The organism is Arthrobacter sp. SIMBA_036 (assembly GCF_046535135.1).
Lineage (GTDB): Bacteria > Actinomycetota > Actinomycetes > Actinomycetales > Micrococcaceae > Arthrobacter.
Genome location: NZ_JAWRXG010000007.1, coordinates 46,821 through 59,362 on the forward strand (window position 1 = coordinate 46,821; position 12,542 = coordinate 59,362).

At 64.2% G+C, this 12,542-nt stretch carries 14 protein-coding genes; 12 read left to right on the top strand and 2 right to left on the bottom strand.

Annotated features, from left to right (window positions below; translation table 11 throughout):
- Positions 1-91 precede the first annotated feature (91 nt).
- From SB659_RS10925 to SB659_RS10975, 11 genes are all read left to right on the top strand, one after another.
- Positions 92-1,006: a shikimate dehydrogenase gene (locus SB659_RS10925; RefSeq protein ID WP_410550420.1), complete on the top strand. Its 915-nt coding sequence runs from the start codon at positions 92-94 to the stop codon at positions 1,004-1,006.
- Positions 1,006-2,877 carry a bifunctional sugar phosphate isomerase/epimerase/4-hydroxyphenylpyruvate dioxygenase family protein gene (locus tag SB659_RS10930; protein ID WP_284978699.1) on the top strand — a complete coding sequence of 624 codons (1,872 nt, stop codon included), beginning with the start codon at positions 1,006-1,008 and terminating at the stop codon, positions 2,875-2,877. Before SB659_RS10925 ends, SB659_RS10930 begins: the two co-directional genes overlap by 1 nt.
- A 47-nt stretch (positions 2,878-2,924) precedes the next feature.
- Positions 2,925-3,809 carry a protocatechuate 3,4-dioxygenase subunit beta gene (gene pcaH / locus SB659_RS10935; protein WP_410550421.1) on the top strand — a complete coding sequence of 295 codons (885 nt, stop codon included), beginning with the start codon at positions 2,925-2,927 and terminating at the stop codon, positions 3,807-3,809.
- Between the two features lie 4 nt (positions 3,810-3,813).
- A complete protein-coding gene (gene pcaG / locus SB659_RS10940) occupies positions 3,814-4,404 on the top strand; it encodes a protocatechuate 3,4-dioxygenase subunit alpha (protein WP_284978701.1) in 591 nt (196 codons plus the stop codon).
- Positions 4,401-5,822, top strand: coding sequence for a lyase family protein (locus SB659_RS10945; protein WP_410550422.1), 1,422 nt, complete (start codon positions 4,401-4,403; stop codon positions 5,820-5,822). Before pcaG ends, SB659_RS10945 begins: the two co-directional genes overlap by 4 nt.
- Positions 5,815-6,630: an alpha/beta fold hydrolase gene (locus tag SB659_RS10950; protein WP_410550423.1), complete on the top strand. Its 816-nt coding sequence runs from the start codon at positions 5,815-5,817 to the stop codon at positions 6,628-6,630. Before SB659_RS10945 ends, SB659_RS10950 begins: the two co-directional genes overlap by 8 nt.
- Positions 6,627-7,070 carry a 4-carboxymuconolactone decarboxylase gene (gene pcaC, locus SB659_RS10955; protein ID WP_410550424.1) on the top strand — a complete coding sequence of 148 codons (444 nt, stop codon included), beginning with the start codon at positions 6,627-6,629 and terminating at the stop codon, positions 7,068-7,070. The genes SB659_RS10950 and pcaC overlap by 4 nt, the downstream gene beginning before the upstream one ends.
- Positions 7,071-7,163: 93 nt before the next feature.
- Positions 7,164-8,381 carry a thiolase family protein gene (locus tag SB659_RS10960; RefSeq protein ID WP_410550425.1) on the top strand — a complete coding sequence of 406 codons (1,218 nt, stop codon included), beginning with the start codon at positions 7,164-7,166 and terminating at the stop codon, positions 8,379-8,381.
- 4 nt (positions 8,382-8,385) lie between these two features.
- Positions 8,386-9,090, top strand: a complete 705-nt coding sequence (locus SB659_RS10965) for a 3-oxoacid CoA-transferase subunit A (protein ID WP_410550426.1) — start codon at positions 8,386-8,388, stop codon at positions 9,088-9,090.
- 2 nt (positions 9,091-9,092) lie between these two features.
- Positions 9,093-9,761 (top strand): 3-oxoacid CoA-transferase subunit B, encoded by a 669-nt coding sequence (locus SB659_RS10970; protein WP_410550427.1) that lies wholly within the window; start codon positions 9,093-9,095, stop codon positions 9,759-9,761.
- Positions 9,762-9,910: 149 nt separating this feature from the next.
- Entirely contained in the window at positions 9,911-10,714 is an 804-nt protein-coding gene (locus SB659_RS10975) for an IclR family transcriptional regulator C-terminal domain-containing protein (protein WP_410550428.1), read from the top strand.
- Position 10,715: 1 nt separating this feature from the next.
- On the opposite strand, the gene SB659_RS10980 is transcribed toward SB659_RS10975, so the two are convergent.
- Both SB659_RS10980 and SB659_RS10985 read right to left on the bottom strand, forming a co-directional pair.
- Positions 10,716-11,060 (bottom strand): iron chaperone, encoded by a 345-nt coding sequence (locus tag SB659_RS10980; protein WP_410550429.1) that lies wholly within the window; start codon positions 11,058-11,060, stop codon positions 10,716-10,718.
- A gap of 38 nt (positions 11,061-11,098) precedes the next feature.
- Positions 11,099-11,500, bottom strand: coding sequence for a RidA family protein (locus tag SB659_RS10985; protein ID WP_410550430.1), 402 nt, complete (start codon positions 11,498-11,500; stop codon positions 11,099-11,101).
- Between the two features lie 138 nt (positions 11,501-11,638).
- On the opposite strand from SB659_RS10985, the gene SB659_RS10990 reads away from it, so the two are divergent.
- Complete coding sequence (locus SB659_RS10990) at positions 11,639-12,523, top strand: fumarylacetoacetate hydrolase family protein (protein WP_410550431.1); 885 nt, start codon at positions 11,639-11,641, stop codon at positions 12,521-12,523.
- Positions 12,524-12,542: the final 19 nt, after the last annotated feature.

Below are 12,542 nucleotides of genomic sequence, written 5' to 3' on the forward strand. Positions count from 1 at the left end.
TATGAACATTTGTAGTAATCTAAACAACACCGAAGGCGGGAGCGCCACTATCGCCTCCCATCGGCGGTGGTTAAGTCAAAGGAGCTTGAGGATGAGCAACCGAGCCGAGTCCGTGCTGGTGGGCCTGATTGGTGAAGGCGTCATGCCCTCGCTGACCCCTCCCATGCATGAACGCGAAGCCGACGTGCAGGGCCTTCGCTTGCTGTACCGCCCCATCGACCTGCTGGAACTCGCTTTGCCCGCCACCGCCGTCGGCGATCTCCTCACCGCAGCCCAGCGCATGGGCTATAACGGGCTGAACATCACCCACCCCTGCAAGCAGGTGGTGCTGGAGCACCTTGATGAAATTTCCGACGACGCCCGCCGCTTGGGTGCCGTCAATACGGTCCTGATTCAGGACGGCCGGCTCATCGGCCACAACACGGACTTCTCCGGCTTCGGCGCGGCGCTCGCCAGCGGGCTCCCGGAGGCAAAACTCGACCGCGTGGTCCAGCTCGGCGCGGGTGGCGCCGGATCCGCCGTAGCCTATGCGTTGCTCAAGGCCGGTGCGACCACTTTGGATCTCGTCGACGTGGATCCGGCCCGCGCCGCAGAACGCGCTGAGGAACTCGGCGGCCTCTTTCCTGCCACTACGGTCACGCCGCACATTCCCGGCGAATTGCCGGACCTCATGCCCCTGGCTGATGGGCTGGTGCACTGTACCCCGATCGGCATGGCCGCACACCCGGGCCTGCCCCTGGACGTCACCCTCCTGGAGCCACGGCATTGGGTGGCGGACATCGTTTACCGCCCCATCGAAACTCAGTTGGTCCGCGAGGCTCGCGCCATGGGCTGCGACGTCCTCGACGGCGGCCGCATGGCAGTCGGGCAGGCGGCGGACGCCTTCCGACTCATCACAGGGCGCGAAGCCAACCCTGAACGGATGCGGGCGCACTTCTTGGAACTCATCGCTTTCGAGGATGCAGCGTCTGCTGCCGACCCAACCCTCGCAAAGGCAGGCCGCTGATGCGCACCGGAATCGCCACGGTCTGCCTGTCCGGCACGCTGAAAGAGAAAATGCAGGCCTGCGCCATCGCAGGGTTTGACGGCATTGAGATCTTCGAGCAGGACCTCGTCACCACGGCGCTCAGCCCGGAGGACGTCCGGAAGATGGCCGCGGACCTCGGCTTGGGCCTGGACCTTTACCAGCCGTTCCGCGATTTCGACGGCGTCACCCCGGACCTGTTGAAGGCCAACCTCAAGCGCGCGGAGGCCAAGTTCAACCTGATGGAACGCCTGGGGATGGACACCATCCTGGTCTGTTCGAACGTCGCCACAGCAACCATCGACGACGACGGGCTGCGGGCCGAACAGTTGGACGAACTTGCCCGGCTTGCCGGCGACCATGGGGTCAAGGTGGCCTATGAAGCCTTGGCGTGGGGCAAGTACGTCAACGATTACGAGCACGCCTACCGCCTTGTGGAGATGGTGGACCACCCCAACCTTGGGACCTGCCTGGACTCCTTCCACATCCTGTCCCGCGACTGGGATACTGCCCCGATCGAGGACATGAACGCGGAGAAGATTTTCTTCGTGCAGGTGGCCGACGCCCCCCAACTCACCATGGACGTGCTGTCCTGGAGCCGCCACTACCGGGTTTTCCCGGGAGAGGGCCAGTTCGAGCTCGCCAAGTTCATGGGTCACGTCGTCCGGGCAGGCTACACCGGGCCTGTTTCGCTTGAAGTCTTCAATGACGTTTTCCGGCAGTCCGATACCGAGCGGACCGCCGTCGACGCCATGCGTTCGCTCATTTGGCTGGAGGAACAGAGCGCCAAGTGGTTGTCCGGCAGCCCGGCGGAGACCGGGGCAGGAACCCAAGGGAACAACCGCCGTCGTTATCCCATGGAACTTGCCACGTTGCCCAAGGTGAACGAGCCGGCCGGCTTCAACTTTGCAGAGGTCAAGGCGGACGACACTGCGCAGCTTGAGAAGCTCCTGGGGCAGCTCGGCTTCGAATTCAACGGCCGCCACCGCACCAAGGACGTCCAGCTCTGGACCATGGGGCAGGCCCGCGTCATCATCAACGAGCAAGCCGCATCCCACGCCGAGCCTGCCATCGCCGCGTTGGGGTTCGACGTCGATTCACCGGTGATTGCCTCCGCTCGCGCCCAGCAACTCAAGGCACCTGTGGTGGCCCGCAGGGTCCAAGCCGACGAGGAAGTCTTCCAAGGAATCGCAGCCCCGGACTCCACCGAGATCTTCTTGTGCCAGGGCAGCCCGGACGGAACCGCTGCATGGACGCAGGAGTTTGGTGAAGGGGTAGGACATCCGGAGGCGGGCCGCGCAGCGGTGATCGACCACGTCAATCTGGCCCAGCCGTGGCAGCACTTCGACGAAGCCGTCCTCTTCTACACCAGCGCCCTCGCCTTGGAACCGCAGCCCTTTGCCGAGGTGCCCAGCCCCGGCGGGCTGGTGCGCTCGCAGGTGATGCAAACCGGCAACAAAGCCGTCAGGCTGGTGCTGAACCTCGCGCCGGCGCAGCAGGCCGAAAAAGCACGCAAAACGTATCAGGAACACATCGCTTTCGCAGTAGACGACCTCGTGGCAACAGCCCGGTCCGCACGCGATCGGGGGCTCGAGTTCCTGCAGATTCCCGCCAACTATTACGAGGACCTTGACGCAAGGTTCGATCTCGAACCTGGCTTCCTGGCCACCCTCAAGGAGCTCAACCTCCTGTATGACCGGGACGCCGACGGCGAATTCCTCCACTTCTACACGGCCACAGTTGGCAGCGTGTTCTTTGAAATGGCGGAGCGTCGAGGCAGCTATGACGGCTACGGGGCGCCCAACGCTCCGGTGCGTCACGCCGTGCAGTACGACTCGCTCCACCGGGTGTAAGCCCACCGCCCCTGACCGTCATAAGAAGCCATAGAAAGGAGCCAGCCGTGCCGCAAGACCACACAGCACAAGTTACTGCCACAGAAGCGCTCGAATCCGAGGAACTCGTGCCACCCGCAGAGCCACACGCGGCCCACGAGACCAAGGATGTGGAAACACAGGCGGATCTCAGTGCAGAGATCAAGGCCATCGGAGCCCGCTACGCCGAGGCGATTAAGAATGGTAAAGCACCGGAGACCATGCCGCGGCTGGACTACGCGCCGTACCGGAGCAGCATCCTCCGCCACCCCACCAAGAGCCTGCACCACGCGGACCCGGAAACCATTGAGCTCTACTCGCCGGCGTTCGGCCACCAGGACGTGCACGCCCTGGAATCCGACCTGACCATCCAGCACAACGGCGAACCGCAGGGCGAGCGAATCATCGTTTCGGGCCGGGTGCTCGACGGCGACGGCCGCCCGGTTGCCGGCCAGCTCGTGGAGATCTGGCAGGCCAACGCGTCCGGTCGCTACATCCACAAACGCGATCAGCACCCCGCACCGCTTGACCCGAACTTCACCGGCGTCGGACGCTGCATTACCGGCAGCGACGGCTCTTACAGCTTCACCACCATCAAGCCTGGCGCGTACCCGTGGAAGAACCACCTGAACGCGTGGCGTCCGGCCCACATCCATTTCTCCATGTTCGGCTCGGAATTCACGCAGCGCATCGTCACCCAGATGTACTTCCCCGGCGACCAGCTCTTCCCGTTGGACCCCATCTACCAGTCGATCGTGGACCAAGACGCCCGGGATCGCCTGGTGGCCCAGTACGATCACGAGCTGACCAGCCCCGAGTGGGCCCTCGGGTACAAGTGGGACATCATCCTGACCGGTTCCAAGCGGACCTGGACGGAAAACGAAGCATACGGCGACGCCGGGGACGAGGAGTAAGCGCATGAGCAAGCTGGCACCCACACCGGGTCAGACCGTTGGCCCCTTCTACGGCTACGCCCTTCCTTTTAACAAGGACAACGAACTCCTCGCTCCCGGCAGCCCCGGCAGCATCCGCCTCCAAGGCACGGTGTACGACGGCGCCGGCAACACCATCCCGGACGCCATCCTCGAAATCTGGCAGCCCGACTCCAACGGCAACATCGTCCAGCGCGCCGGCTCTTTGGTCCGCGACGGTTACACCTTCACGGGGTGGGGCCGGGCCGCCGTCGGAAATTCCGGCATGTACACCTTCACTACGGTCAATCCCGGCCCGGTGAAGCCCGGTGCTGCCGCGTTCATTTCCGTGGCTGTGTTCGCCCGCGGTCTCATGAACCGCCTCTTCACCCGGGTGTACCTGCCGGAAAATGAAGAAGCACTGGCCAATGATCCGCTGCTGAGCTCCTTGGACTCCGAGCGCCGCAAAACGCTCATCGCCCGCCGCGATCCCGACGGCGGCCTTACCTGGGACATCCGTTTGCAGGGCGGGGACGAGACCGTGTTCCTGGATTTCCAGCAGGACGGTTCGCTGGACTTGGTGACGGACCAATCATGACCGACGGCGACTTCGGCCTCCTGAGCCCCGTTTCGGCGTCGCCCACTGTGGCGGCGTTGACGGGCGACCGTGCAGTGGTGGCGGCAATCCTCGACGTCGAAGCCGCCTGGGCTGCCGTGCTCGAGGAAGCGGGCCTTGTGGCTGCCGGATCCGCCGTTGTGGTGGCCCAAGCCGCATCTCCCGAACACTACGACGTCGCCTCCGTTGCCGAACGTGCACAAGGCGGCGGGAACCCGGTCATCCCACTGCTCGCGGACCTCCGCGCCTGCGTCAAGTCCCTGGATTCCGCGGCTATCGGCGCGGCGTCCGCCGTTCACTCCTGTCTCACCAGCCAGGACGTCCTCGACTCCGCGCTCATGCTGCTCGCCAGCCGCACCATTTCGGCGTTGCTGCTTGAGGTAAAGGGCACGACGACGGCGCTCGCCGGCTTGGCGGCCGAACACGCGGCGACGCTGTGCGTGGGCAGAAGCCTGACGCAGCATGCACTCCCCTACACGTTCGGGCTCAGGGCTGCACAGTGGTTCCACGGCGTAGCGGCTTCCTCCCAACGCTTGGCATCGCTGGAGTTGCCTGTCCAGTTCGGCGGGGCAGGCGGAACCCTGGCCTCCGGTACGAGGCTGACGGCAGGCTCTCCAGAGTCTCCCTTTACGCTGGCGGATTCATTGGCCGGGAAGCTCGGACTGGCACTCGCCACGGCTCCGTGGCACACCAACCGACTCGCCGTCACTGCCCTCGGCGATGGGCTTGCGGCGCTCGTGGATTCCTTCGGCAAGATCGCCGCGGACGTGCTCTTCCTGAGCCGCCCGGAAGTCGGCGAGCTCGGCGAACCGTTGGCGGCCGGGCGTGGTGTTTCCTCGGCCATGCCGCAAAAGCAGAACCCCGTGCTGTCCGTGCTGATCCGCAGCGCAGCGTTGCAGGCTCCGGGCCTCGCATCGCAGCTGCACCTGGCCGCTGCGACCTTCAACGATGAGCGGCCTGATGGTGCTTGGCACACTGAATGGCCGGCGCTGCGTCAATTGTTGGCGCTGGCTTTGGGGGCCGCAGGACATCTCCGCGAACTGACCGAAGGCCTGCGGGTGTTCCCTGAGGTAATGCGCCGGAACCTGGACATTTCGGGTCCGCTGCTCCTCAGCGAAGGTGTGATGGCCGCCGTCGCGCCCCTGCTGGGTGAAGACGGTAAGCAAAAGCTGCAGGGCGTCGTCGACGAAACGCTCGCAATGCCCGCGGGGGAGCAGGCAGCAACCTACCGGAAACTGCTGCGCGAAGCTGTCCCCGCGGAGAAGCTGTCCGATTCCGATCTTGAAGCATTGCTGGACCCGGCGAACTATCTGGGTGAGGCTGCGGAGATTAGCCAGCGGATCCTCGCCGCGTACCCCGACTTTGCCGGGTCCTCAACGAAGGGAGCCACCCGTGGCTAAGCCAAGTGTCAAGGCCGTGCTGCTTTCCCCGCAGCGCGAACTGGGAAACAAGCCACTCCTGGTGGTGGGCCCATCGCTGGGTACCTCCACCATTCTGTGGTCTGCAACCGCGGCCCTCCTTGGCGACGAGTACGACGTCATCGGCTGGGATCTCCCCGGCCACGGCATCTCGCCCGCCGCTACGGAAGGTTTCGACGTCGCGGAGTTGGCGGACGCCGTAGTCGATCTTGTTGACTCTGTGGTCCCGCCAGGGAAGACGGCGGCGCGGTTCCATTACGCGGGGGTCTCGTTGGGCGGCGCCACCGGCCTGCAACTCGGCATCAAGCACGCGGACCGGCTCCGCAGCCTGTCAGTCCAGTGCAGCGGGCCCAAGCTCGGCACTCCTGAAGGGTGGCTGGAACGGGCAGAAAACGTCCGCAAACTGGGCACAGCGGTGATGATCCAAGGTTCGGCGCAGCGCTGGTTCGGCGCCGGTTTCATGGATCGCCAGCCGGAGATCAGCAGCCGCCTCCTGCACGCGCTCCGGGACGCCGATCGCTTCAGCTACTCGTTCTGCTGCGAAGCCCTCGCCGCGTTCGATGTCCGCGAGCAACTCGGCAGCATCACCGTCCCCACGCAGGTAATTGCCGGCGTCGAGGATGAGGTGGCTCCGCCGTCGTTGGCCGAAGAGACTGTCGCGGCCATTCGGGCGGGGGGCGGTACGGCCGTTACCGAAACGCTCGACGGCGTCGGTCACCTCGCGCCGGCAGAAGCGCCTGCCGTCGTGGCAGGACTGATGCGCACTTTCATGAAGGAGAACGGACTGTGAGTACTGTTTCTGACGGCGCCGAACGGAATGGTGCCGTCCAGCCTGAAGCCACCGCGCAGGACATTTACGACGCCGGCATGGCAGTCCGCCGCGAAGTCCTCGGCAGCGCGCACGTTGACCGGGCGAACGCCGGCAAGGATTCCTTTACCGAGGACTATCAGGACATGATCACGAGGATCGCCTGGGGTGGCATCTGGACGCGTCCAGGCCTCAGCCGCCAGATGCGTTCCGCCATCACCCTCACGGCGCTCGTGGCCCACGGCCACTGGGAGGAGCTCGCCATGCACGTCCGGGCTGCCCTCAACAACGGCCTGAGCAGGGACGACATCAAGGAAATCCTGCTGCAGTCCGCCATCTATTGCGGCGTTCCGTCCGCCAACTCGGCCTTCAAGACCGCCCAAAAAGTATTCGCCGACATCGACGCCTCCGAAACCAACTGACCCCGCTAACCCAACCAGGGGACAGCTCACGTCCCACTGAAGTCTCATAGCGACGCTAACTGTCCCCTAGTTGGGAGATTGAGAGAGAAACCCATGAACCAGGCATTTGTGTACGACGCCGTGCGCACGCCCTTTGGTAAGTTCGGCTCCGGCCTTGCTGGCGTCCGTCCTGACGACCTTGCTGCCCATGTGGTCCGCGAATCGGTAAAGCGGGCACCGGGCCTTGATGTGGAGCGCATCGACGAGGTGGTGTTCGGCAATGCCAACGGCGCCGGAGAGGAAAACCGTAACGTCGCCCGGATGGCATCCTTGCTGGCCGGCTTGCCGACGTCGATCCCCGGCACCACGGTCAACCGGCTCTGCGGTTCGTCATTGGACGCAGCGATGATCGCGTCCCGCCAGATCAACGTTGGCGACGCCGATGTTGTGTTGGCGGGCGGGACCGAGTCGATGTCCCGCGCGCCGTGGGTGCTGCCGAAGACCTCCAAGCCCTACCCGTCCGGAGACATGACGTTGGCATCCACCACGCTGGGGTGGCGGTTGGTGAACCCTGCCTTGAACAAGGACTGGACCATCTCCTTGGGCGAGGCTACCGAACGCCTGCGCGAAAAGTACGGGATCACCCGTGAGCGACAGGATCAGTTCGCTGCGGATTCACACAACCTGGCCGATGCTGCGTGGAACGAAGGGTTCTACGATTCGTTGGTCACACCGGTTCCGGGCACCGACCTGGTCCGGGACGAGGGCATCCGTGCCGGTTCGTCGGCTGAGAAGCTTGCCGGCCTGAAGACGGTGTTCCGTCCCGAGTCTGACGGGCCCGACGGCGGAACGGTCACCGCCGGGAATGCCTCGCCTTTGTCCGACGGTGCATCTGCGGCATGGATCGGTTCGGAGGCAGCTTCCTCGATCCTTGGCTTGGAACCCGTGGCCCGCATCGCTGGCCGGGGTGCGCATGGCAACGACCCCCAGTTCTTCGGTTTCGCCCCGGTGGAGGCCGCGAACAAGGCTCTGGCAAAGGCGGGCATCGGCTGGGAGCAAGTAGGCGCCGTCGAACTTAACGAGGCATTTGCCGCGCAGTCGTTGGCTTGCGTGGATGCATGGGGGATCGATCCGTCGATCGTGAACCAGCACGGTGGCGCGTTGGCGATGGGCCACCCGCTCGGGGCCTCCGGTACGCGCATCCTCGGCACACTGGCCCGTTCCTTGCAGGTCTCTGGTCAACGGTGGGGCGTCGCGGCGATCTGCATCGGGGTGGGGCAGGGGCTGGCCGTGGTGCTGGAAAACGTTACTGCTTCAGTGAGAGGGGCGTAGGGAATTGCTGAATTTTATCGACACTGTTGGCGAGGCTGTCGCTGGCATCCAGGACGGTTCCACCGTGATGATCGGCGGGTTCGGTAACGCCGGGCAGCCGTTCGAGCTGATCGATGCGCTGATGGATTGTGGCGCGAAGGACCTCACCGTGGTCAACAACAATGCCGGGCAGGGCGATCAGGGCTTGGCGTTGCTGATCAAGGAAGGCCGGGTCCGGAAGATGATCTGTTCCTTCCCGCGGCAGTCGGATTCCTGGCATTTCGATGCCAAGTTCCGGGCTGGGGAGATTGAGCTGGAGCTGGTTCCGCAAGGGAACCTGGCCGAGCGCATCCGCGCCGCCGGTGCCGGAATCGGCGGGTTCTTCACACCCACCGGCTACGGCACCACGCTGGCTGAAGGCAAGGAAACACGGCTGCTGGATGGGAAGTGGCAGGTGTTCGAAACCCCTATTCACGCCGACGTCGCCCTCATTAAGGCATTGAAAGCGGACGGCAAGGGCAACCTCGTGTACCGCAAAACCGCGCGGAACTTCGGACCCATCATGGCCGCCGCCGCGAAGCACACCATCGTCCAGGTCTCGGAGATCGTACCCACGGGTGCCTTGGATCCGGAGAACGTGGTGACGCCCGGGATTTACGTCAACAGCGTGGTCCGGGTGGATCCTGCTGGTTCGAACTCGGCGGCCATCGACACAGAACAGGTGGCCTGATCATGAGCACCCAGACAAGTATCCAAACCTCCGAGAAGCCGTTGGGCCGCGATGAGCTTGCCCAGCTCGTGGCCCGGGACATCGTGCGGGGTTCGTTCGTGAACCTGGGCATCGGTCAACCGACACTGGTGTCGAACTACCTCACCGAGGAACAGAACATCACGCTCCACACCGAGAACGGGATGCTCGGCATGGGCCCTGCTGCGGTGGGGGACGACGTCGATGGTGACTTAATCAATGCCGGCAAGATCCCTGTCACTGAGCTACCGGGCGCGTCCTACTTCCACCACGCCGACTCCTTTGCGATCATGCGGGGCGGGCACCTGGACATCTGTGTCCTCGGCGCGTTCCAAGTATCCGCGAGCGGTGACCTCGCCAACTGGCACACCGGCGCGCCCGACGCGATTCCCGCCGTCGGAGGTGCCATGGACCTGGCAACAGGAGCCAAGGACGTGTTCGTGATGATGACGCTCCTGACCCGCGAAGGCGCGTCCAAGCTCGTGGAGCAGTGCACCTACCCGCTGACCGGCGTCGGCTGCGTCACCCGCGTGTACACGGACAAGGCTGTGTTCCTCATCGGCCCGGACGGCGTCACCGTCCGGGAGACGTTCGGTTGCACGTTCGAGGAGATCCAAATACTCGTCCCCTTGTCCCTGAAGCCTGCAGAGTAGGCCCTGCAACTTGGCCCCCGTGCGTTGTGGGGCCCGCTTTGCAGGGAAATTCGGGTGTGGAGCCTGCAGAGTAGGCCCCGCAACTTCCGGTGCGTGTGCAGAGTAGGCCCCGCAAGTCCCGTGCGTGAACGCACTTAGGATTGGTAACCATGAGCGATTCGGCAGTAACCCCACAGGCCAGCGACCAGTACGTCCAGTCGCTGGCCCGGGGGCTCGCCGTGATCCGGGCCTTCGATGCGAACAACCCGGTAATGACCCTCAGTGAAGTCGCGGCCCGAACCGAGCTGACGCGTGCCACCGCCCGGAGGTTCCTGCACACGCTGGTTGAACTCGGCTATGTCCGCACGGACGGCAAAACCTTTGCGTTGACGGCCAAGGTGCTCCAGTTGGGGTACTCGTACCTGTCGGCTTTGTCCCTGCCGCAGTTGGTCCAGCCGCACCTGGAACAGCTCAGCCATAAGTTGGGGGAGTCGACGTCGGCTGCTGTCCTGGACGGCCCGGACATCTTCTACGTTGCCCGCGTTGCCACGAGACGCATCATGAACGTGGGCATCACGGTGGGCACTCGTTTCCCCGCTTATGCCACTTCCATGGGTCGCGTCCTGCTCGCCGGATTGCCGCAGGCCAAGTTCGAGGCGTATCTTTCGACGGCGGAACTCACCCCGATCACGCCCCGGACCGTTGCCAGCGCGCCCGACTTGAGGGCCGCCGTCGAACGTGTCCGCGCACAAGGCTGGTGCCTGCTGGACCAGGAGCTGGAAATCGGGCTCATGTCCATCGCAGCGCCGGTGTGGAACCACAATAATGGCGACAACGTTGCCGCCATCAATGTCTCCTTGCAGGCGCAGGCCGTCGCGGCGCAGCCTGACCCGGCAAAGTATCTCGAGTCGGTGCGGCTCGACGTCGTGGCCACCGCCAAAGCGATCTCCGAGGACGTCTCCGCGAAGCACTAATCTAGCCGCGGATCGCCGCCAGCCGCGTTTCCAGGATCCGGCGGATCAGCGAGTCCGGCACCGGGTTGTCCACGGAAAACCGCAACGTCCCCGGGGACCAGGAATAGCCTCCGAGTTCCTCGGACATGGTGGGCAGGATCTGCCCACTGTAGGGGTATAACGCCAGATGCTTCTTGGTCTCGATCACACTGACGAAGCCCTTGCCGTCAATCAGCAATGCGGGCATTCCGTAGCTGGTGCCTTCGACGGCGTCGGGCGCGAGTTCACGAGCCAGGTCAACAATCCGTTCCAGCGGCCCGCGGTTCGCTGCGCTGACGCTCGACAGGTATTCGGTGACGGTTCCCATAGGGACATCCTCCGCCACAGCTCCGACGAGGACCAGCCTTACTTGCGTTCGGGGATCACCGCGATGCCCTGGATTTCGATCAGGGCCTCTTTCTGCCACAGGCGCGTGACGCCAATGCCGGCCATTGCGGGGTATTGGGAGCCAGCCATTTCGCGCCAGATGCGCCCGATTTCGCGGCCGTTGGCCATGTAATCGTCCACGTCTGTCAGGTAGATGGTCACGTTCACCAGGTCTTCGGGCTGTCCGCCGGCTTCACGCAAGGTAGTGAGCACGTTGGTGAACGCCTGGGTGAACTGCTCCACGATGCCACCGGGGACGATATTCATGTCCTTATCCAAGGCCGTCTGCCCACCGAGGAAAACCGTGTTGCCCGCAAGTATGCCATGCGCGAAGCCAGAGGGCTTGGGCAGCGATTCCGGGTTGATCGTCTGGTGGCTCATGGTGTTCCTCCTGGATGTGGCAACTGCAAAACTTTGAAAAAGCCTCTGTGCAGATCATTTCCGCCGTGCTACCTTGAGCATATGTGACGATCGTAAAAAAGTCGACACATCACAAAACCCTGAAGGAGCACCTGCATCATGAAACTTGCCACTCTGCGTACCGCCAGTGGAGGTACGACGGCGGCACGCGCCACGAGCGACGGCTCTTACCTGGCGCTCCCGGCTGCCGATGTGGGCGCATTCCTCGCCCGGCCCGACTGGCGGAGCATGGTGCTGGAAACCGGATTGCAGGAAACCGGATTGCAGGAAACGGCGCTGCAGGACGCACAGCCCGTGACTTTGATTGCGGAAGCCGACGCTGACTACGCGCCCCTGCTGCCGCATGCCGGCAAGGTGATTTGCTGTGGACTGAACTATGGCGACCACATCCAAGAGATGGGCCGGGAGCTCCCCGAGTTCCCCACGCTGTTTGCCAAGTACGCCGACACCCTGCTCGGGGCCAACGACGCCATCGAGGTCCGCGGTAGCGTCCGCGTCGACTGGGAAGCCGAGCTCGCCGTCGTCGTCGGCTCTGAACTGTTCCACGCGGATGAGGACCAAGCACGTGCTGCGATAGCCGGGTACACGGTTGCCAACGATGTCTCCATGCGCGACTGGCAGAACCGGACGCTGCAGTGGTTCCAAGGTAAAGCGTGGGACCGGACAACTCCCGTGGGCCCGGTGATGGTGACGGCCGACGACGGCGGCGACAGCTTCGACGTCCGCGGCTACGTCAACGGCGAGCTCGTCCAGCAGGGGAACACCAGCACCCTGGTGTTCAGTCCGGCCCGGCTCCTGTCCTACATCTCGCAGTTCACCGTCCTGCGTCCCGGCGACCTCGTCCTCACGGGAACGCCCGGGGGAGTGGGCATGGGAATGACCCCGCCGCGTTTCCTTAACGACGGCGACGTGCTCGCTACTGAAATCGACGGGATCGGCCGCCTGGAAAACCGGGTCCGGATCCACTCCACCGTCACTGCCTAACCCAGCCACAACAAAGGAG

Bases quoted from the DNA above. Each gene is read 5' to 3' on its own strand.
- SB659_RS10960 (WP_410550425.1), top strand. From the start codon at position 7,164: ATGAACCAGGCATTTGTGTACGACGCCGTGCGCACGCCCTTTGGTAAG.
- SB659_RS10930 (WP_284978699.1), top strand. From the start codon at position 1,006: ATGCGCACCGGAATCGCCACGGTCTGCCTGTCCGGCACGCTGAAAGAG.
- pcaG (WP_284978701.1), top strand. From the start codon at position 3,814: ATGAGCAAGCTGGCACCCACACCGGGTCAGACCGTTGGCCCCTTCTAC.
- SB659_RS10985 (WP_410550430.1), bottom strand. From the start codon at position 11,500: ATGAGCCACCAGACGATCAACCCGGAATCGCTGCCCAAGCCCTCTGGC.
- SB659_RS10925 (WP_410550420.1), top strand. From the start codon at position 92: ATGAGCAACCGAGCCGAGTCCGTGCTGGTGGGCCTGATTGGTGAAGGC.
- SB659_RS10945 (WP_410550422.1), top strand. From the start codon at position 4,401: ATGACCGACGGCGACTTCGGCCTCCTGAGCCCCGTTTCGGCGTCGCCC.
- SB659_RS10975 (WP_410550428.1), top strand. From the start codon at position 9,911: ATGAGCGATTCGGCAGTAACCCCACAGGCCAGCGACCAGTACGTCCAG.
- SB659_RS10980 (WP_410550429.1), bottom strand. From the start codon at position 11,060: ATGGGAACCGTCACCGAATACCTGTCGAGCGTCAGCGCAGCGAACCGC.
- SB659_RS10990 (WP_410550431.1), top strand. From the start codon at position 11,639: ATGAAACTTGCCACTCTGCGTACCGCCAGTGGAGGTACGACGGCGGCA.
- SB659_RS10970 (WP_410550427.1), top strand. From the start codon at position 9,093: ATGAGCACCCAGACAAGTATCCAAACCTCCGAGAAGCCGTTGGGCCGC.